Source organism: Tsukamurella sp. USMM236, from assembly GCF_037148755.1.
Classification (GTDB): Bacteria; Actinomycetota; Actinomycetes; order Mycobacteriales; family Mycobacteriaceae; genus Tsukamurella.
Genome location: NZ_JBBCSS010000013.1, coordinates 1 through 16,813, shown reverse-complemented (window position 1 = coordinate 16,813; position 16,813 = coordinate 1). Strand labels below are relative to the sequence as shown.

The window sequence follows — 16,813 nt, the reverse complement described above, 5'->3', positions numbered from 1 at the left end:
CATCATCACGGAACTCTTTCGGATAAGGCTTAGGCACAGTAGTCATCCTTCCAGGCCGCCCTCCCGGGGCAAGCCAGATCAGATGTCACCTAACCGTGCACCAGTCCCAAGCTCTCCTCCCCTTCATAGACACGGTCATGGCGGGCCCAGCCACCTACGAAAGCCACGAAACAATCCGCCGCGCTATCGAGATCCGCAACGGAAACATCGTGAACCCGAGCATTCTGTCGTTCCAAGGTCGCACTGCTACGTACCCGCACTGAAAGGACGAGTCTGCCAGGTGTACCGGAACAAGTCGCTACGAGCGTCTGCGAAGACGGCACGTGCGCCAGCAGCGCGACCTGACCTGTTCGGCCAACCGGGCGAGCTGACTTCGGCTCACCGCGAGCCGAAAACTCCCCGTCCTCGTAGCCCAGGATGTGCCGCGCCAACGCAACGACCGTTCTAATCCCAGCAATCTAGCACTTCAGGAAACCAAATCCAGCAGGTGATGGAGGTCGGCGGTGGTCGACCGCGACCACAGATCGGGCGACCTCGCCCAGCAAGCCCCAGGGGAAGGCGGTGATGGCGCCTACGGGCCTGCAACGACAGTGAGCCGTGCTTCTGCGGCATTTGCCTGCACTGTGTGCTCAACGGCTTCGTCGGAGATTCGGGAGCGGTAGTAGGTTCGCGGCGTGGTGTCCACGACGATGACGTGCAGTTGCATCGTGCGGACGGGCTGGTTCTGCACAGTGATGGTCGCGAGCGCTCGAGCAGCGGGTACCCCATCGGTGATCGTTGGGGAGACGGAGATGTCGCCCACCCGCGAGGCGATACCCGAGGAGCGCGGGTTGGCCGTCTCAGCGGCGATGTTCCGAGCCAAGTCCTGAATCGACGATCGCTCAGGGATGCTCGCGTGGCCGCGCACCCGGCCGAGGTCAATCGCCGACTTCCGGTCGACGTTCGACATCTGCGCTGTCGCGAGCGCATCCCCCTGGTATCGGTAGAACTTCCAGCCCTCAAGGGTTGCGCGTGGGATAGCCAACGGTGCCCCGACGAGGCCAGGATCTGCGGACGCCGTACTCGCCCCCCGCGATCACCGTGACGGCGCTCAGTGTTGCACCGGCGACGAGCCGTCGGAGTTCGATAGTTCTCGTCAACATGTCGTACCTGCCCCCGTCTAATCTGTGACACGTCGTGGCTGGGTCCGCATCGCCGCACCCACGAGGTGGCAAACACTACATCCTCATTGGCAAAGTGCGGCGCCCAGCCCGGCACGAAGACGCGACGACGATGAGCCCTATCTCCACACGGACGAGGTGGTCACGCGGCACCGGGCCGCTGGACCGACGCCACTATTCGCGATCGCGTAGGGTTGATACGCTACCGACATGTCGGCTTCTCTGCAGTCTCCCGCGCACGACCCGTCGCGGTCGCCCCTTCGGTCCCCGCTGGTCCTGGCGGCGGCACTTGTGTCGATTTCGTTGCTGCTCGCGGGACTGATGGCTTGGCATCCCTGGTCCGATGCCCCTGAGGCGCGGCACATCACCGTGACCTCTACCGATCCGTCGGTCATGAAGAACGGTAAGCCGAAGGTGACCTTCATCGTCGATTGCGTCCAGGCGGGAGATCAGCTCACGTGCGACTGGGAAAACAATCGCAGTCTCGACCGCTACTAGCTCTCGGCCAACCGGTCTCTCCACGCGATCAGCTGCGGCAGGATCCAGTCCACGGTGCCTGCCGGTGGCGCACCGTAGCCGGTCAGCCACCGCTCGGCCGCCGCGGCAAGGTGCTCGTCGGTGTCGGTCCCGTGCACCTGGATCCGCTGCGCGACGGCGTGGTCAAGGTCGAGCGGCTGGCCGGCGGGGATCCACTGCAGCCAGACCGCGTCGGCCGTCCCCCAGCAGCGCATCCGTCCCGGCATCGGGCAGGTCGGCTGGCTGCTCGCGCCCGTCTCGGGCGCGGGCTTGCCGCCGAGTTCGGCTCGCATCGCGTACAGCTCCCGGCGCCAAGTTGCGACCTGCTTGGCGAGGCGGGCGTGTACGAGGGTGGCCTGCTCCCGCTGCGCGTCGAGCACCATGCTCTCGATGTTGAGGCTGTTCGTGTCCGCGGTAATGGTGAACTCGACGGCGCTGCCTCCGGGGATCAGATCGGTCAGAGTTCGGGTCCCGGTCACGGCTGCTCCTTATTCTGGGGATCAGCCGTACTCGAGCGCAGTCCGGTTGCCAGTCCCTGCGCGAGGACGGGCAATGCGAGGGCCGGCAGGTAGAGGTGAAGCCACTCCGCGCGGAGGAACGCGCCGCCGAGGCCGGCGACCAGGAGCAGGAAGATGGCAACTGCGGCGGCGAGGAGGGCGGTGCGTTCCGCTGTGGCGGTCACTGGTCGTTATCCTCGGGCTCTGGTGTGTACCAGGCGAAGGCTTCGTACCCGGCCTGCCGACCCGCGCCGATGTCCGTGACCACGTGACCACGCCCGCTGGTCCACGACCCGCTGATCTGGACTCTTCCGCCCTCGACGGCCCAGCGGTCGAGTGCTGCGGCGAGGATGCGCGGCCCGGCGATCCTCCAGTCGGCGATCGGATAGGTCGATTCGATCGGCTCTGTTCGGCTGCGGTCGACGAGAACGACGCGGTCGCCGTCGGCGCGGGGCCGTTCGTGATAGCCCAGGACGGTGTCGACCGCCTCCACGAGCTGGTCGAGCGAGCCGGACACGGCCAACTGCACCGCGTATGAGTCCTCGGGCAGCCCGTTCCTCATCAAGCCCAGCACGGTCTCGTGTATCCGCATCATCTCGGCGTCGACCGCGTCGAGCAGCTCGCGTTGGCGGCGGTTGCGGTCGGGCTCAGCCACGGACCGTCATCACCACGGTGTTGCCGTCGCGGTCGGTGAGGCGGCGCGGAAACTGTTCGGATGCCTGGTCGGCGTTGCCGAATCGGTCGCCGACGGACAGTTCGATCCTGACCCTGCTCGCCGGCCGATCGCCACGCGGATACAGCTCGATCAGCAGTCCGCCGACCTGTGCCGAGACATGCTCGGGGCCGGCAGCGTGCTTCTCGCGAGTCCAGGTCACGCCCAGCGCATCCCGGTACCACGCAGCTGAGACGTCGACGTCGTTCACGTAGAGCACCAGCGTCTGTACCTGCGGCGCGTGTCGCGCAGCCAGTGCTCGCCGGGCCCAGCTGCGTGCTTCGATCACGGCACCGTCGAGTCGTGCCCGCCACTGTTCTTGCTGATCAGAGGGCACGGCTGACCGCCTGTTCGATTTCGGCTTCGATCTCTGCGTTGAGCCTCTTCACGCCGAGGCGCACGGCGTGGTGGTTGCTGGCACCGCGTGGTGACGGCGGGATCAGGGTGCGCAGCTGCGCCGAGGCGAGGTCGACGGTCGCCCGGATCAGGTCCAGGTCGATGATCGCGCGGCGCAGGTACATCCACTCCGCGGTATGAGGCTCGGTCTGGGCGAGCGCGGTTGTCGCTGCGGCGCGCAGGCCCTCTTCGGTGTCGATCGGTGCGTCAGGGTCCATGCAGTGGATCTTCTCTTGAGGGGCTGTTATTTGCACGGGCGGGCTTGAGGCTCAAGCTATTCGGATGCGGATGTCGGTCCCTGGAGAGAGGATCAGCGGCATGGACGCCGATGATGACCTCGATACTCGCGCCAGCCTCGACTGCGTCGCTCAGCAGGCGGCGGCGCTGCATAGGCTCCTGACCTCGCTGCCGCCTGACGCCGCGCGGCGCGTCACCGGCGGCGAGAAGGACACGATCTCCCAACTGGCCTCGCGGATGCTGTGGTCCTCCACTGCGGACCTGTACCAGCAGGGGCGCTATGAGTACGCGAAGCAGGTGGTCGCGCGGGCCCGGGGCGGCGCAGCGGAGGGGATCACCGAGCTGCGGCTGGTCACGAACTCGCTCGACACCAGCGAGCAGTTCTGGCGCGCGATCTACCCTGCCGCCGTCGTGGAACGCGTCGGCGGCGAGCTCCGGATCGCACCGCCGGTCGGTCCGGCGCTGCTGCTCGTGGAGGCGATCGTAGCGCATCTGATCACGACGGTGGACATGGTCGTGCAGACCGATGCCGATGCCGCGGATCGACTGCGGGAGGCCGGATTCGAGGTCGCGGAAGACGGGACGCAGGCGGTTGACGTCAACGCGACCGACGCAACCATTCACCTGGAGGTACGCCTGTGAACACCGTCGATGAGCTGCGGGCACTGCTCGCCGGCCTGCCCGGAGACGTGCCGGTGCTGGTGAGCGGGTACGGGGGCGGCTTCGCCACGGTGGCGTACGGGGGCGTGGTCGGGATGCAGGAGCTGGATCGTGGCGCCGGCGGCGAGAACATGGGCCGGTTCGCGACGCCAGCCGACGCCGCCGAGGACATCGACGGGCGCGGCGCGGACTGGACGCACATGGTCGGCGGCACTCCACCGCGGTTGGTCGGCGAGCCCATCACGGCCGTGGTTCTGAGTCGGGAGGGACGATGAGCGTCGGTCGCGGTTGGCAGCCGCTGGTGGAGGAGCTGCGGCGGGACCTCGCCGCGGTCGGTGCGGAGCTGTCCCTCGCCTACGAGAAGTACGGCCTGCTCGCAGCCGATGTCTAGCCATGGAGCCCTACCGCGCAGGAACTGCTCGACGCGGCGGAGCGGCGCAGCGGCGGGATCTGCGAGGAATGCGGCCAGCCCGGCCGCGAGGTCCCGCTGCCGAGCGGGTGGGTGAAGACGCGCTGCGAGGAGCACGCCGCGGTGGTGCGCGACGGCGCCTACTGGACGGGCCTGAGCAGGTCGGTCGAGCGTGGCGGGTACACCGCGGTGGGCCCCGTCGAGCTGGGACCCGCAGCGCCTCTGCGGCTGAGCAGGATCACGCTGTACACCCCGGTGCCTGTGCTGCGCCATGTCGCCGAGGCCTACGGCGCGGCGCTGAACGCCGAGCCCGTGACCAGCACCGATGAGCGCGGTGAGCTGGTCGAGATGACCGACGTCACGGGCTTCACCATCGAGCTCCGTCCCGTCGAGGCAGCGGAGGTGCCCACCGTTACGCGGCTGGAGTTCCGTGGTCCCGGCGCCGCGGCCGCGGCTGAGCGTCTGCATGCCGAGACGGGCGATGTCCAGCGACATCTCTACGGCGGGCACTGGGACACCGTTGCGGGAAACAGCATCCGGTTGGTCGGCCCGGGCGACGAGGTGAGCACCGAGGAGCGGGCACGGATCAGCGAGGCGATCCGGCGCGGCGAACTCGAGGACGAGCTCGAGCGGATGAACGAGGAGAAGCAGTGAGCGTTCCGTGGCCCATCGTCGGTGTCGAGTCCCGCGGCGGCGCCGTGGTGCGGTTACGCCACGCCGACGGCACGGTGGCGGACCATGACTTCGAGTACCTGGTCGGGCAGCCCGGCGTCTTCCGGCACCTCACCGAGGAGCTGATCCCGGAGGCCGGCATCTGCGACGGCGGCACGGTCGGTTGGGAGACGGAGGCCGGCGTCATCGACCTGGCACCCGACGCGCTGTGGGAACACGCCGTGCTCGGGTTCTGCCCGGGTGGCGTCTGCCGCGGGTGGACCCCGGAGCACACCGTCCTGGTGCACCGCGGCGGGTGAGTCTGCAGACACAGCAGGGGAGGCAGTCGAATCGACTGCCTCCCCTGCGTACGTGTGCGTACGGCCGATCACGCGGCGCGCGCTGCCGCGATGACCCGATCGATCTCGTCGGCCTCTACCAAGGTTCTGCGCCCGAACTTCACGACCACCAGCTCGCCGCGCTGGCGCATCCGGTACAGATATTCTCGGCTCACGCGGAGGATGTCCGCGGTCTCTTCCATCGTGTACAGCTTCTGCGGCGTGTCAGCCGCGAGGTTCTCATTCATGCCGCAGATGATCGCTTGGACCGCTGACATCACCAACTGAGACGTCGCGACACGCCGAAACAGCGGCGTACGTGGTGGCCGACGCTGCCACAGTTCTGCCACTAAGCCCTTCTGCGCGAGCCTGGCTGAGTGCTGCGAAGTGCACGTCAGGACACGTCGGTCGGATCCGCTACGGTCAGGTTTACCCAGTTAGCGGTGACTTGAAAGCGAGCGTGGGTGAAACCACCGGGGGTTCAAATCCCTCCGCTTCCGCAGGTCAGGGGCGGTTTCCGGGAGCACGGCAGTGGGCCTGGGAATCGCCCGTTGACACAGATTGACACATTCGTCTGGGGAATGCCCTCGGCGTGTCGCCCTCTGCGGCTTGGCTCACCCTTCTCTTTGAGGTGAAGTGCCCGGCCATGGCGAGAAGACCTGACTACGTGACCCGCGTCGAGACTGGCGCGGGCAACCGCTACGAGGTTCGCATCAACACCCTGCGCGCGAACGGACGCAGGTCTCAGCAGAAGCGGAGGTTCGCGACTGTCGAGGCCGCGGTCGCCTGGCACAGCAAGATCACCGCCGAGGTGTCCGCCGGCACGCATATCGCGCCGTCTGAACTCACGGCGCGCGCCGCCTGCGAGGCTTGGCTGACGGGGGAAGCGCATCAAGGCCGACGACGCACGACGCGTACCCCGTCGCGCTGGCTCCCGTGATCGAGAAGTACTGCGACAAGCTCGTGCAGAAGATCACCAAGGCCGACGTAGAGAACCTGGTGATCGAGCTGAGTACCGGCACTGGGCCCCGTGGTGCATGGAAGCGCACGTCGATCAACCCGATGCTCGCGCGCTGGCGCAGCGTGTGGAAGGACCTGCACGCACAGGGCGTCCTTCCGCGCAACGTCGTGGCGCTCGTCGAGCCGCTGCGCAAGCCGCACGGGCAGCTGGAGCTCAAGCTCGACGGGGTCCTCAGTGAAGCCGAGGTCGAGCGGCTCGTCGCTGCGCATGTGCGACCGGAGCATTGTGGACAATGTCCACAATGCTCCTCGGCCCGACGGAAACTCTCGGGACCACGCCCTGCGCAAGCTCCGCACGGACGCGCCGGAGCTGCACGAGAAGGTGCTCGCCGGCGAGCTGACGCCGCATGCCGCGATGGTGCAGGCGGGGTTCAGGCACCGCACCTTCACCGACGAGCTGCACAAGGACCGCCCGCTGTGGGTCTGCGTGAACGACGGACCGGTGTTCAGCGCCCGGCCGGAACTCGGAGACCGCGACTTCTACTAGGTCGGCGAGTACGTCGACGAGCTCAACCGCGCACGCTGACGGTTCGCCCGGCCTGAGACAGCATCAAGTAGCCCGAGCGCCCGCTACCTTCAAGGGTGGCGGGCGTTCCTCGTTCGATCTACCGCGTGTAGAGGGTCGCGGTCTCAGGCTCTGGCGCTGGCACGTTCGGCACGACCTTCTCCAGCCAGTCTGGATCGAACACAACACCGTCCACCTTGGTTGCCTGAAGCACCTCGACGCCGACATCTACGAGGGAATCCACGTCAGCCCGAGGCGAGAAGGTCACCTCAAGCACGTCGTCGGGCCACAGTCCGTTCTCGACGCGGTCGATCTGCAGGCTCACACCCCAATCGCCTGCGAGCTCGCCGCTTCCAGGCGCCCAGTTCAGGACGTGGTAGGCCGGGCTGAGCTCGTCGACAACGAGAACGTCGCCTAGTACGAAGACCAAACGAAAATGCTGGTTCTGCCGTCGTCTTCGGCCGCGTATACGCGAAGCGTAGAACGCGTGCGAACCGGCTGATCACGCCTACCCTTATCCAGTTCGTAATGCTTCGGAAGAGTGCGAGGCGCATCGGAGGTCCGGTGAGGCCAATCCGTCAGAATCTTTTCGTCTAGCTCTGGTCCAGACTTCCTGAGATCCGACGCATTCATGAATTGCTGCAGTTCACCGGTGGGGATCGAGAATATTATGAACGCTTCACCAGTGACCAGCCCCGTGGTGCGGATGGCCACAAATTCGACCTGCGCTGACTGAGGAAGTTGAATTTGAGCGTTATCCAACTGTCGCGCTGCTTCCGAGTGGCGAGCGTTCGTCTCTTGAAAATACCTGACATCGCTTCCCTGGCTGGCGCAGGATAGCGTGAACAGCACCGCGAGCGAGATGAGCGCGAAGCGTGAAAAAATGCCCGATTCGCCAATCCTACCGGCTCCAAACATGACGTTCCCTACCTTAGTTCAATGTGGCTCCGGTAGTGCCCAGTTGCCCGCTCGCCGCGAGAACATCTGACGTTCCAACGGTTCGGAATTCCTGCGCGACTCCTTGGTCAACCATGGCGACGAGGTCGGCATTACTGATGCCCTGAGCCGCCAGTACGGTTGGAGCGTCCGCTCCCGCCGCAAAATTATAGTGATCGTAGATACTCACGGCGTAATTCGAAGACCAATCATAGCCATTCTCGGTCGCCGTGACAACCATCCGGCCAACCATTTGATACGAATGATCCCCAAGAAGTAGTCGGTAATCCCTGGTAAGAAAACTTGCAGGCGCCTTTTCCCAGTCGGTCTTGAAGTAAATAGTTCGAGTTTCGCCAGGTTTCATGGGGGCTCCATTTAATGCTGTTTGATTGGCCATTGAGCGCAGCCTGTCGTTGATCGTAGACTGATACTGAGAGGTGCCGATGACCTTATTCATATCCTTTGCCCAGATCACGAAGTCCCCAGAATTGGGATTCAAGTAGTGCTTCAACCCTTGAAGGGTAGGCGTTAGGACTCCCGTCAGAAGTCCAGCGTTCAACTCTGCGGCCAGGGCTCGAGCTTGTCCGTACTGTGCAGAAGCCTTTGGTCGAATCGTGCCGAACCTGTTGTTGGATTGCTGCAAATCCGCCTCCGGCTTAGGCGGATAGGCCGTTCTTCCGAAAGCGTCACCCACAGGGTAGGTTGTAATCAAATCATTGTACACCATTGTGGGATCGCCCTGATCGTCAAGCGTGCGAGTAAACGTAGAATTCTCGACCGCAGTGTCCGACTCCGAGATCTTCTTCCGTCGGTACGTTCCGGCGAGCGCGGCGATCTCGGCGGCCTGGTACGGGGTGCCGGAGTTCTTGTCGCGGTTCTCATCGCTGCTGCGCTGCTGGTCGTCGTCGCGGTCGCGTGCCTTGCTCGAGGTCGTCGAGGTGGTGGTCTCGGGTGTCGGGGTGCGCAGCCGTGGGGTCGTGGTCGGCACTCGTGGGGTGGTTGCCGGGGTGTTCGGCGCCGTGGTGACCGGGTTCTGGCCGGTCTGGGGCGGGTTGGCCTGCCCGGTCTGCGGGGCCTGCGGGGCCTGGGTGGGGCCGCAGTTGAGGATGCAACCGTTCGAGGGGCTGTCGCCGGTGGGCATGGTCGGGACCTGCCCTTGCACGGTCGGGGTGCTTCCGTTGCCCTGCTGCGGCGGGGTGTCCGGTGGGGTGTAGCCGGGCACGGTGGTGTTCGGTGCTTGCGGGGCGGTGGTGTTGCCGCCGTTGCCCTGGGTGGGCTGTGGGCCCATGGTCGGCTGCGGCCCGCAGGTGTTGCTGCCGTCCGGGCAGGGCGCTGCGTTGGCGGGCGCATCAGTGAGGCCGGCGGGGAGAAGGACCAGCGCGGCCGCGACACCGACCGCACCGATCGCGGCGGCGACCCGGGCGCTGGGCGAGGCGGGGCCGTCACCGGAATGGAGGGTCGGGTTCGAGTCGCGGAGTTCGCGGACGCCCTTCCAGAACACGAGCCCGATGAGGCCGGAGAGGAGGAAGTAGCCGAGGAAGACCACCGGCACGGGAGTCCAGTAGCGGGCCGGGCCGAAGGTCAGCAAGAACCCGAGGACCAACAAGACCCCGGCCGCGATCGTGATGGCCCACCATCCGCCGCGGCTGATCCCCGGAGTGCCTGCAGTGACGGCGTGCGCGGGCCCACCGGTCACGGGCGAGCCGTTGGTGTCAGTCGCTGCGTCGGTGCTGACGCGCGTGACGGGGAACTGCTCCGTGTCGCCGGCGCTGTCGGTGGGTGGGTCGGAGTGGGATGCCACGTGTGCCTCGATTCGTGCGGAGAAGGGGGTGCCGCTCGGCCGGTGTATTCACGATCGGCGGTTGATGGATTCACCAGAGCACGGCCTCGTCTGCCGGTTCAACGGTCCGGCCATGTCCGGCGGGATCCCGCAGCGAATCGAAGCAGGTCAGAGGAGTGACCGTTACTGAACCGTGATCTCCGCCGGTTGTTTGCCGAAGGTCGCCGGATCGCACCGAACCGGCGGTCCGGCGCACCTATCGGTACGCCCAGCTGGCGAGGAAGGCCGCTACCGCGAGGGCCGCGACGAGGAAAACGAGCAGGCTGACGACGACGATCGCGACGGGCCGCCGATCCACCTTCTCGGGCGGCACCACCGCTTGCGGCAATGCGCGGGACGCAGTGGAAGACGCAACCGTAGTCGAGCGCTTCCACGCCTGCCGCCAGTTGTCGTCGGTCCATCCGGTGACTCGGTCGCCGTTCACTGCGACGGATCCGCTCGCGTCGGCGACGAGTCGGATGTAGGCGATGACAGGTTCGACGTCATCGAACCGGCTCGGTACGTGCTTGCCGGAGCGCCAATCGGAGAGCCGCTGGCGTGAGACGCCCGACCCGGCTGCGACCGAACTGATGCTCGGCTCGCCGGCCTCGATGAACGCTCGTTGCAGCGTCTGGGCGAGGTTCAGTTCGCCGGGGCCGGTCATCGTTTCAGGTGGTCGTAGATGTTCTGGACGTTCGACCAGAACAGCCAGCCCGCGACGATCGTGATGACGAAGAACCCGCCCCATACCGGCCAGGGGCCGATCGCGTCGACGGCCTTCGGGAGCTGCGGCAGCGTGACCGCGCAGAATACGATCAACACGGCACCGGCGGCGAAACCCAGCGCGTCCTTGAGCACGCTCCCGCGTCCCTGTTCAGCCATGCGCCCGCTCTCCTGCTCGACGGCGCGCTGTCACCGGACCTGCACCAGCTGCTCAGCGGCGGGCTTCACCGGGGCGGGCTTCGCCGGCGGTGCGGCGGCCGACGACGGCGCCGGTGCGGGCTTCGACGGTGCGGGATTCGCCGGGGACACAGCGACCGGCTTCGGTGCCACGCCCGCGGGCTTCACGGCCGGCGCCGCGGGCTTCGGGGCGGGCTTGACCGGCTCGGCCTTCTTGGCGGCTGCGATCGTGGTTCCCGCGACGGCGGGCGCAGGTGCCGGCTTCGGGTCCTCGGTGATCTTCGGCGGGTTCTTCGCCGGACCGGGGTTGTCGCGCTCGATGAACAATGGCTTGCCGTACGTCGTGATCGCGGAATCGCCCTGATCGGTCGACAGCGTCGCCGTCGCGTACGCCCGGACCTGCGCGCCGCCGAGGCACGAGTCCATTGCGATCCGGGTCTCCTTGGTCACCACGTACCCGGACTGCCCGGCGAGGCTCTTCTTGGCGATCGGGAAGTCCTTGGACGTGCCCGGTGCGATGGTGCCGGTCATGGTTCCCGACGTGGTGACCGTGTCGCCGAGCGTTCCCGAGACGCCGGGCGTGATGGACCCGTTCACCGAGCCGCTGCCCTGCCCGCCGCTCGAACCGCCCTGGCCGCCCGCGGTGGCTCCGACGGTGCCCGACAGCGATGGCGTCACCGAGGCGTTCACCGCGTTCGACAGGGTGCCGCCGATCTGCAGGTTCTGCGGCGTGGCCGCGCACGCCAAGGTCAGACCCACCGTGATCGACGCGCTCCGGATCGGCACCTTCGGCTTGTTCTTCGGATCCTTGAACTCGATCAGTCCCTCACCGGCGATCGAGACGATCGCCTCGTACGTGTTGAGTGCCCGTCCGAGCGGGATGATCGACCGCAGCTCCTCGCCGTACTTCCACGCCCGGATCACGTAGCCCTCGCGCGTCTCCAGCGCACGGGAGGTGTCGGCGAACAAGCCCGTCCGGATGGCTCCGGGGCGCGGCGCCTTGTCCGCTGCCGGCGGTGCCGCCGCGACGACGCCACCGGCGAGCACCGTGGCCCCCACGACGCCGAACGCTCCGGCCCTCCACAGCTGCTTCCGGATCCCGCGATCTCGTCGCCGACGCTCGAGGTTGCCCGGCCGCGCAGCCTGGTTCACACCAGCACGGTTCATCTTGTCCCCCTGCTCAAGAAATTCACTTCAGTCACATAAACAACTCTGGTCACACTGAAGCAGAGGTTTCGGTCTTTTGGAAGCCCCGCGAAGGACCGTTATGAAACTGACACATCCACGAATCGCGATCTCGAATTCCGCTCGAGCGTGCTTGCGGACATGTTGTCGCAGCTCAACGTTCCGGGCAGGCTGTACCGGCGGCGCGGAGTGCGCGTGAGTCATCATGGCGTAGATCACACGCAGGCGCCTCTGCTCGCGGCGCAGTGTTGATGCGCTTGCGCTCTTCGTCGTGATCGGCGTCCTGGACCACGCGGGCCGCCGGAATGCAGGGTGTGCTGACGTTTACCGATTGGGTTCAGCCCAGGCCGTTCTCGTACCAGAACACCACGAGCTGGGTCCGATCACGCAGCTGAAGCTTGTGCAGGATCCTGCCGATGTGGGTCTTGACGGTCTCCTCGGCGATGGCGAGGCCGGCAGCGATCTCCTTGTTGGACAGCCCGGTCGCGACCGCCTTGAGGACCTCGCGCTCCCGACCGGTGAGGCGGGCGAGCGCGCCGGTGTCCACGGGCTCGTAGGCCTTCGAGTACTTCCGAACCAGGCGCACGGTGACGGACGGGGAGAGCAGCACGTTCCCGTCGGCGGCCTCCAGGATCGCCGACGTGATCACGTCGGGAGTCGACGACTTGAGCAGGAAGCCGCTCACGCCCACACGGAGGGCCTCGTAGACGTACTCGTCGAGGTCGAACGTCGTGAGCAGCACGACTTTCGTCGACTTGGTCCGGTCGCCGAGTGCCTCCCGGGCGACTTCGAGGCCGCTGAGGAGCGGCATCCGGATGTCGAGGAGCATGACGTCGACATCGTGCCGGCGGGCCTGGATCAGGGCGTCGCCGCCGTTGACGGCCTCGCCGACGACGGTGATCGAGGAGTGGCGGGACAGGATCTTTCGGATCGCCGTGCGGATAGCAGGGTCGTCGTCGGCGAGGAGTACCGATACCACCGGTCAGGCCTCCTTCACGAGGGTGACGTCGAGTTCGAAGACACCGTCGCGGGTGCGGATGGCGAGGTCGTGGCCGTTCTTCTCCAGCCGGGTCCTCATGCCCGTGAGCCCCCGGCCGGGGAGGATCTCCTCGTGATCGGCGGCATTGGCGATCGTGAGGCGAACGACCGGGCCCTCGTCAGTGACGGCGAGGCGGAGCGCCTTCGTCGCCCCGTGTTGCACGGCGTTCGTGATCGCCTGTCGAGCCACGAGGTACGCCTCGTCGCGTAGGGGTCGCGCGACGCCGTCGAGGACGTCGGTGCCCCGGTGTTCGATCCGTACGCCGAGTTCCTCCCACGCGGCGATGAGCCCGTCGAGCGAGTCCAGCGCAGTCCCGGGGTCACGGAACGCCTCCGTCGGGGACCCTTCGAGAACGGAACGGATCTCGGAGAGGGCGACGGCGGCGGACGATGCGATCTCGGTCAGTGCACGGTCCTTCTCGGCGAATGAGCTCGCGCGCCCCTCCTGGGAGGTCGCGGTCAGCGAGATGGCGGCGAGGTGGTGGCCGACGATGTCGTGGACCTGCACGGAGAGCGCGGAGCGTTGGGCCTCGGCGTCCCGCTGGATCTCGTCGACGGCACGTAGGTGCCGCTCCTCCTGGAGGCGTGTCGAGGACTCTCGCAGATGCACGATCAGCCGGATCAGGAGCACGAGAGTCGCTCCTGCGAGGAGGCCGGCGAGGAAGTAGCCCGGGGGCATGTGGTGACGGAACACGGCGACCGATGCCGTCGCCGCGATCGCGGCAAGACAGCAGGCGGCCGCCCGGTCGGAGGTCCGGGCGGCGGCGGTCCCGATCACCACGATCCCGACGAGGATGCTCGCGGCGGACCAGGGGAACCGGACGTCAGGCGCGAGCGCCGACACCGCGACCACGCCGCCGCAATGCACAGCGATCGCCGCGATCGGCCACCGTCGCACCAGCACAAGAGGGAGCGCCTGGAGCACGGAGACCGCGACGCCGACGGAGAACGTGGGAAAGAGAGTCGCGTTCGGGACGAGGGCGAGCAAGGCCATGGCGACGCCGCCGGCGAGCGATACGACCGCTGCGAGGACCGTCGACCACCGTGCGCGGCCACGCGGCCGACGCTCGTCACCTGCCCTGCTCATTGCGTCCATCGTGCAGTCACCGTAGCCCGGGTGACGGGGCCCGGACCGTTCTCACGGCTGAAGTTGGCTCTTTCGGGGGACTCCGATCCCGCTGGTGGACACCAAGGTGGACGCCATGGACACGATCGGGCTACCTCGACAGGAAACACTCTCGCGCATCATGATTCCGTGGCATGGAGCGAAACCGCTGGTTCGTTTCGTCGGTGCGACGGGCGCGGCCGGCCTCGCCGTTCACGCCTTCGTCCTGGGTACCTCCACGCGGATGGAACCGCACGAGGTCTGGGCTGTGTTCGCCTTCGTCGGCTACTGCGCGGGTGCTGGAATGATCCTCTGCCGAAGGTCCTTCGGTGCGATCGTTGCGGTGCTGGCCGGGTTCTGTGTCGTCATCCCCTTCGCCGCACTGGTCCTGCGGAGGTTGTCTCAGCACGAGGTCGGCATCGTCCGCGACGGGGCAGTCCGCGTGCTCTCCAGCGGCAGCCCGTACGTGAGCGAGCCGGCAGTGGTCGACGATGTCTTCCCGTACTTCCCGCTCATGAGTGTCTTCGGGGTTCCCGGGGCCGCGCTCGGCGGGAGTCCTCTCGGTGATCCGCGGATCTACTTCACCCTGTTCTTCGTCGTGGTGACGTGGATGGGCCTGCGTAGGTTGGTCGCAGCGAGGACCTCGGCGCTGGTCCTGTTGCTCGTCTCGGCGTGTCCGCTCGTGGCGATTCCGATCGCCACCGGCGGGGTGGACCTTCCGGTCGTCGCGCTGGCGGGCCTCGCGGTGATAACCCTATGGACGGGCGAGTACCGGCTCAATGCCGTGGTGGTGGGGATCGGGTGCGCGATCAAGTTCACGTTCTGGCCGCTCGCGGTGATGATGCTCGTCGTTCAGATCCGCCGCGGCAGGAGGATGGAGATCCGGCGGTGGGGCGTCGTCGTGGCGGGGATCGTCGTCGGCACCGTGCTGCCGGCCGCATTGATCGATCCGCGGGGGTTCGTTCGAAGCGCGCTCGAGTTCCCGCTGGGACTCTCCTCGATCACGTCGCCCGCCGGTACCGGCCTCGTCGGAGGTCCACTCGCCGCGCAGGGCGGCCTCGGCTACGCCGGTATCGTTGTGGTCCTGGTGGTCTCGGCGGCGGCGATCGCGTGGTGGATTCTGACGAAGCGGTGCCTGACGCTCGCGGACCTGCTCCTCCTCGCCGCCGCCGGATACTCGGTCCTCTTCGTCGTCTCGCCGGTCTCCCGCGCAGGCTACTTCGTTCTGCCCTTCGTCTTGATCGTCCTCGCGGTGGTGGACGGCCTCGCCGGGGCGCGTCCGCATCGGGCGGCGGCCGCCCTGACGTCGACTGCGCAGTGAGACGAGAGGCCCTCCGCCTGACGGTGGCGCTTGCTCGTCGGGGGTGCTACTGTGAAAGCGGTTGATTTTCTTGGTGACACGCTCGCGAAGACTTTCCGCGGCAGTTCTACACCAGATCTCTGTGACACTCAGTTGCCTTGGTTTCGCGTATCTCCGCAGGCCCGGGATCGATCGTCGATCCCGTACAGATACTCAGGAGAGTAACAACATGGCAGCACAGGGCACCGTCAAGTGGTTCAACGCCGACAAGGGTTTCGGGTTCATCACCCCGGACAACGGCGGCAAGGATCTGTTCGTGCACTTCTCCGGCATTCTCGGCAACGGCGGCTTCCGCAGCCTCGATGAGAACGATCGGGTGAGCTTCGAGGAGGAGGCCGGCGACCGCGGGCCCCAGGCCGTCGCGGTGCAGAAGATCTAGTTTCCATACCGCACGAATAGCCGGCGGCGCTCAGGAGAATCCTCCTGGAGCGCTGCCGGTTTCGTCGTTCTGCGTCAGCCGGCTACGGGCCCCAGCCACACGTTGAGGCGACAGGGCTACGTCATCGACAGCAGGGTGCAAGCGATAAAGACGGCTGCGACGATCCACGGCCACTTGCGCCGTGTCCGCGCTTTCTCGGGTGCTTCGTCAGTCATGTCTCTCCTCGTTATCCGGGGTCATCGTTCCTGGAGCATGGCGGTGGCGGTGTGCTCCGCCTGCTGCTGCGTCGTGTTCGGCGCGATCAGCCCGAAGGCGATCGTGGCGTTCGGGCCGGCGAACACGATCAGGCCCGACGGGTGCGCCGGATCGAGCTCGACGAGATCACCCATGATCTCCATCCGCGGCTCGCGGCGGTCCCAGTCGGACGTGCTATAGCTGATGCGGGTGAGTGTCCTCAGGCGAACTCCGATCGTGGGGATGACGGTGGGCAACTCGTGGTCGAGGTGCCGGCTCCGCGGCCACCACACGCCCGCGATGTGATGAGGGAGCGCCGAGGGGCTGCGCAGCAGTACCCGGCCGGGCACCGGGCGGCCGATCGGAACCGGCGGCCGCCGCAGCATGTCGAGCAGTTCGGACGGCGTCGCCCTATCGCGACTCACGGCAACATTCGGTGGTGGCGGGCATGGGTCCGTCTCGTCGGCGCGATCGCGCGTACTCGATCGCGGTCCCCGGGTCCGGGGGAGGAGGCGAGGTGTTCCTCGCGGGTGCCCCGCACTGTAGGGGTGCTGAAACGCGCAGAACCGTGGCGGGTAGGAGGAAAACGGCCTACCGCAGAACGTCTTTCGAGTCTAGCAGTTCCGCTTGGCCGCTGCCCGAGCGAGCGAGCGGTCGCGCATCTCCTCGAACTTGACGGCGGCGGCTTCGAGCTCGTCGAGGAAGGCGGCGAGTTCCTCGCGGGTGCGCTCGCCTTCGGCGGTGAAGTCTTCGCGC

At 66.8% G+C, this 16,813-nt stretch carries 25 protein-coding genes and 1 pseudogene; 9 read left to right on the top strand and 17 right to left on the bottom strand.

Annotated elements, in window-relative coordinates:
- Positions 1-571: 571 nt before the first annotated feature.
- Complete coding sequence (locus WFK95_RS24555) at positions 572-949, bottom strand: hypothetical protein (RefSeq protein ID WP_224645651.1); 378 nt, start codon at positions 947-949, stop codon at positions 572-574.
- Between the two features lie 421 nt (positions 950-1,370).
- Between WFK95_RS24555 and WFK95_RS24550 the strand changes: the two genes are divergently transcribed.
- Positions 1,371-1,658: a hypothetical protein gene (locus WFK95_RS24550; RefSeq protein WP_224645652.1), complete on the top strand. Its 288-nt coding sequence runs from the start codon at positions 1,371-1,373 to the stop codon at positions 1,656-1,658.
- On the opposite strand, the gene WFK95_RS24545 is transcribed toward WFK95_RS24550, so the two are convergent.
- From WFK95_RS24545 to WFK95_RS24525, 5 genes are read right to left on the bottom strand one after another with little or no spacing between them, the layout of a single operon-like run.
- Positions 1,655-2,155, bottom strand: coding sequence for a hypothetical protein (locus WFK95_RS24545; protein WP_224645653.1), 501 nt, complete (start codon positions 2,153-2,155; stop codon positions 1,655-1,657). The genes WFK95_RS24550 and WFK95_RS24545 overlap by 4 nt on opposite strands.
- Entirely contained in the window at positions 2,152-2,358 is a 207-nt protein-coding gene (locus WFK95_RS24540; protein WP_224645654.1) for a hypothetical protein, read from the bottom strand. The genes WFK95_RS24545 and WFK95_RS24540 overlap by 4 nt, the downstream gene beginning before the upstream one ends.
- Complete coding sequence (locus tag WFK95_RS24535; protein WP_224645655.1) at positions 2,355-2,828, bottom strand: hypothetical protein; 474 nt, start codon at positions 2,826-2,828, stop codon at positions 2,355-2,357. The genes WFK95_RS24540 and WFK95_RS24535 overlap by 4 nt, the downstream gene beginning before the upstream one ends.
- Positions 2,821-3,222, bottom strand: coding sequence for a VOC family protein (locus tag WFK95_RS24530; protein ID WP_224645656.1), 402 nt, complete (start codon positions 3,220-3,222; stop codon positions 2,821-2,823). The genes WFK95_RS24535 and WFK95_RS24530 overlap by 8 nt, the downstream gene beginning before the upstream one ends.
- Positions 3,212-3,499, bottom strand: a complete 288-nt coding sequence (locus WFK95_RS24525) for a hypothetical protein (protein WP_224645657.1) — start codon at positions 3,497-3,499, stop codon at positions 3,212-3,214. The genes WFK95_RS24530 and WFK95_RS24525 overlap by 11 nt, the downstream gene beginning before the upstream one ends.
- A 100-nt stretch (positions 3,500-3,599) precedes the next feature.
- On the opposite strand from WFK95_RS24525, the gene WFK95_RS24520 reads away from it, so the two are divergent.
- The 4 genes from WFK95_RS24520 to WFK95_RS24505 all read left to right on the top strand — a co-directional run bounded on the left by WFK95_RS24520 (position 3,600) and on the right by WFK95_RS24505 (position 5,558).
- Positions 3,600-4,160 carry a hypothetical protein gene (locus WFK95_RS24520; RefSeq protein ID WP_224645658.1) on the top strand — a complete coding sequence of 187 codons (561 nt, stop codon included), beginning with the start codon at positions 3,600-3,602 and terminating at the stop codon, positions 4,158-4,160.
- Complete coding sequence (locus WFK95_RS24515; RefSeq protein WP_224645659.1) at positions 4,157-4,453, top strand: hypothetical protein; 297 nt, start codon at positions 4,157-4,159, stop codon at positions 4,451-4,453. The genes WFK95_RS24520 and WFK95_RS24515 overlap by 4 nt, the downstream gene beginning before the upstream one ends.
- A gap of 227 nt (positions 4,454-4,680) precedes the next feature.
- The gene (locus tag WFK95_RS24510) at positions 4,681-5,241 is read left to right on the top strand and encodes a hypothetical protein (RefSeq protein WP_224645660.1); all 561 of its coding nucleotides are present in this window, start codon (positions 4,681-4,683) and stop codon (positions 5,239-5,241) included.
- Positions 5,238-5,558 carry a hypothetical protein gene (locus tag WFK95_RS24505; protein WP_224645661.1) on the top strand — a complete coding sequence of 107 codons (321 nt, stop codon included), beginning with the start codon at positions 5,238-5,240 and terminating at the stop codon, positions 5,556-5,558. Before WFK95_RS24510 ends, WFK95_RS24505 begins: the two co-directional genes overlap by 4 nt.
- A 68-nt stretch (positions 5,559-5,626) precedes the next feature.
- On the opposite strand, the gene WFK95_RS24500 is transcribed toward WFK95_RS24505, so the two are convergent.
- Positions 5,627-5,824: a helix-turn-helix domain-containing protein gene (locus WFK95_RS24500; protein ID WP_126195856.1), complete on the bottom strand. Its 198-nt coding sequence runs from the start codon at positions 5,822-5,824 to the stop codon at positions 5,627-5,629.
- Positions 5,825-6,243: 419 nt separating this feature from the next.
- Here WFK95_RS24500 and WFK95_RS24495 point away from each other — a divergent pair, with 419 nt between their 5' ends.
- Both WFK95_RS24495 and WFK95_RS24490 read left to right on the top strand, forming a co-directional pair.
- Entirely contained in the window at positions 6,244-6,516 is a 273-nt protein-coding gene (locus WFK95_RS24495; RefSeq protein WP_224645662.1) for a hypothetical protein, read from the top strand.
- A 255-nt stretch (positions 6,517-6,771) separates the two neighbouring features.
- Positions 6,772-7,083 carry a hypothetical protein gene (locus WFK95_RS24490; protein WP_336672275.1) on the top strand — a complete coding sequence of 104 codons (312 nt, stop codon included), beginning with the start codon at positions 6,772-6,774 and terminating at the stop codon, positions 7,081-7,083.
- Between the two features lie 118 nt (positions 7,084-7,201).
- On the opposite strand, the gene WFK95_RS24485 is transcribed toward WFK95_RS24490, so the two are convergent.
- The 8 genes from WFK95_RS24485 to WFK95_RS24450 all read right to left on the bottom strand — a co-directional run bounded on the left by WFK95_RS24485 (position 7,202) and on the right by WFK95_RS24450 (position 14,066).
- The gene (locus WFK95_RS24485) at positions 7,202-7,426 is read right to left on the bottom strand and encodes a hypothetical protein (protein ID WP_336672274.1); all 225 of its coding nucleotides are present in this window, start codon (positions 7,424-7,426) and stop codon (positions 7,202-7,204) included.
- A gap of 89 nt (positions 7,427-7,515) precedes the next feature.
- Positions 7,516-8,019: a hypothetical protein gene (locus tag WFK95_RS24480; protein WP_336672273.1), complete on the bottom strand. Its 504-nt coding sequence runs from the start codon at positions 8,017-8,019 to the stop codon at positions 7,516-7,518.
- Between the two features lie 13 nt (positions 8,020-8,032).
- Entirely contained in the window at positions 8,033-9,838 is a 1,806-nt protein-coding gene (locus WFK95_RS24475) for a hypothetical protein (RefSeq protein ID WP_336672272.1), read from the bottom strand.
- 235 nt (positions 9,839-10,073) lie between these two features.
- A complete protein-coding gene (locus tag WFK95_RS24470) occupies positions 10,074-10,520 on the bottom strand; it encodes a hypothetical protein (protein ID WP_224645666.1) in 447 nt (148 codons plus the stop codon).
- Complete coding sequence (locus WFK95_RS24465) at positions 10,517-10,738, bottom strand: hypothetical protein (protein WP_224645667.1); 222 nt, start codon at positions 10,736-10,738, stop codon at positions 10,517-10,519. Before WFK95_RS24465 ends, WFK95_RS24470 begins: the two co-directional genes overlap by 4 nt.
- 30 nt (positions 10,739-10,768) lie before the next feature.
- Positions 10,769-11,923, bottom strand: coding sequence for an MspA family porin (locus tag WFK95_RS24460; RefSeq protein ID WP_224645668.1), 1,155 nt, complete (start codon positions 11,921-11,923; stop codon positions 10,769-10,771).
- 355 nt (positions 11,924-12,278) lie between these two features.
- The gene (locus tag WFK95_RS24455) at positions 12,279-12,920 is read right to left on the bottom strand and encodes a response regulator (RefSeq protein ID WP_224645669.1); all 642 of its coding nucleotides are present in this window, start codon (positions 12,918-12,920) and stop codon (positions 12,279-12,281) included.
- Between the two features lie 3 nt (positions 12,921-12,923).
- Positions 12,924-14,066, bottom strand: a complete 1,143-nt coding sequence (locus WFK95_RS24450; protein ID WP_224645670.1) for a sensor histidine kinase — start codon at positions 14,064-14,066, stop codon at positions 12,924-12,926.
- A gap of 262 nt (positions 14,067-14,328) precedes the next feature.
- On the opposite strand from WFK95_RS24450, the gene WFK95_RS24445 reads away from it, so the two are divergent.
- A complete protein-coding gene (locus WFK95_RS24445) occupies positions 14,329-15,405 on the top strand; it encodes a glycosyltransferase 87 family protein (protein WP_224645671.1) in 1,077 nt (358 codons plus the stop codon).
- 208 nt (positions 15,406-15,613) lie between these two features.
- On the top strand, positions 15,614-15,823 hold the full coding sequence (locus tag WFK95_RS24440; protein ID WP_224645672.1) for a cold-shock protein: 210 nt from the start codon (positions 15,614-15,616) through the stop codon (positions 15,821-15,823).
- A gap of 236 nt (positions 15,824-16,059) precedes the next feature.
- On the opposite strand, the gene WFK95_RS24435 is transcribed toward WFK95_RS24440, so the two are convergent.
- Together WFK95_RS24435 and WFK95_RS24430 are read right to left on the bottom strand one after the other, a co-directional pair.
- A complete protein-coding gene (locus WFK95_RS24435; protein WP_224645673.1) occupies positions 16,060-16,482 on the bottom strand; it encodes a DUF5994 family protein in 423 nt (140 codons plus the stop codon).
- Positions 16,483-16,671: 189 nt separating this feature from the next.
- Positions 16,672-16,813, bottom strand: a pseudogene (locus tag WFK95_RS24430) (acyl-ACP desaturase); the annotation flags it as partial.

What these genes read in the sequence shown, in the direction of transcription:
- WFK95_RS24555 (WP_224645651.1), bottom strand. Translation starts at nt 949, where the DNA reads ATGTCGAACGTCGACCGGAAGTCGGCGATTGACCTCGGCCGGGTGCGC.
- WFK95_RS24550 (WP_224645652.1), top strand. Translation starts at nt 1,371, where the DNA reads ATGTCGGCTTCTCTGCAGTCTCCCGCGCACGACCCGTCGCGGTCGCCC.
- WFK95_RS24525 (WP_224645657.1), bottom strand. Translation starts at nt 3,499, where the DNA reads ATGGACCCTGACGCACCGATCGACACCGAAGAGGGCCTGCGCGCCGCA.
- WFK95_RS24520 (WP_224645658.1), top strand. Translation starts at nt 3,600, where the DNA reads ATGGACGCCGATGATGACCTCGATACTCGCGCCAGCCTCGACTGCGTC.
- WFK95_RS24500 (WP_126195856.1), bottom strand. Translation starts at nt 5,824, where the DNA reads ATGAATGAGAACCTCGCGGCTGACACGCCGCAGAAGCTGTACACGATG.
- WFK95_RS24480 (WP_336672273.1), bottom strand. Translation starts at nt 8,019, where the DNA reads ATGTTTGGAGCCGGTAGGATTGGCGAATCGGGCATTTTTTCACGCTTC.
- WFK95_RS24470 (WP_224645666.1), bottom strand. Translation starts at nt 10,520, where the DNA reads ATGACCGGCCCCGGCGAACTGAACCTCGCCCAGACGCTGCAACGAGCG.
- WFK95_RS24465 (WP_224645667.1), bottom strand. Translation starts at nt 10,738, where the DNA reads ATGGCTGAACAGGGACGCGGGAGCGTGCTCAAGGACGCGCTGGGTTTC.
- WFK95_RS24460 (WP_224645668.1), bottom strand. Translation starts at nt 11,923, where the DNA reads ATGAACCGTGCTGGTGTGAACCAGGCTGCGCGGCCGGGCAACCTCGAG.
- WFK95_RS24450 (WP_224645670.1), bottom strand. Translation starts at nt 14,066, where the DNA reads ATGAGCAGGGCAGGTGACGAGCGTCGGCCGCGTGGCCGCGCACGGTGG.
- WFK95_RS24445 (WP_224645671.1), top strand. Translation starts at nt 14,329, where the DNA reads ATGGAACCGCACGAGGTCTGGGCTGTGTTCGCCTTCGTCGGCTACTGC.
- WFK95_RS24440 (WP_224645672.1), top strand. Translation starts at nt 15,614, where the DNA reads ATGGCAGCACAGGGCACCGTCAAGTGGTTCAACGCCGACAAGGGTTTC.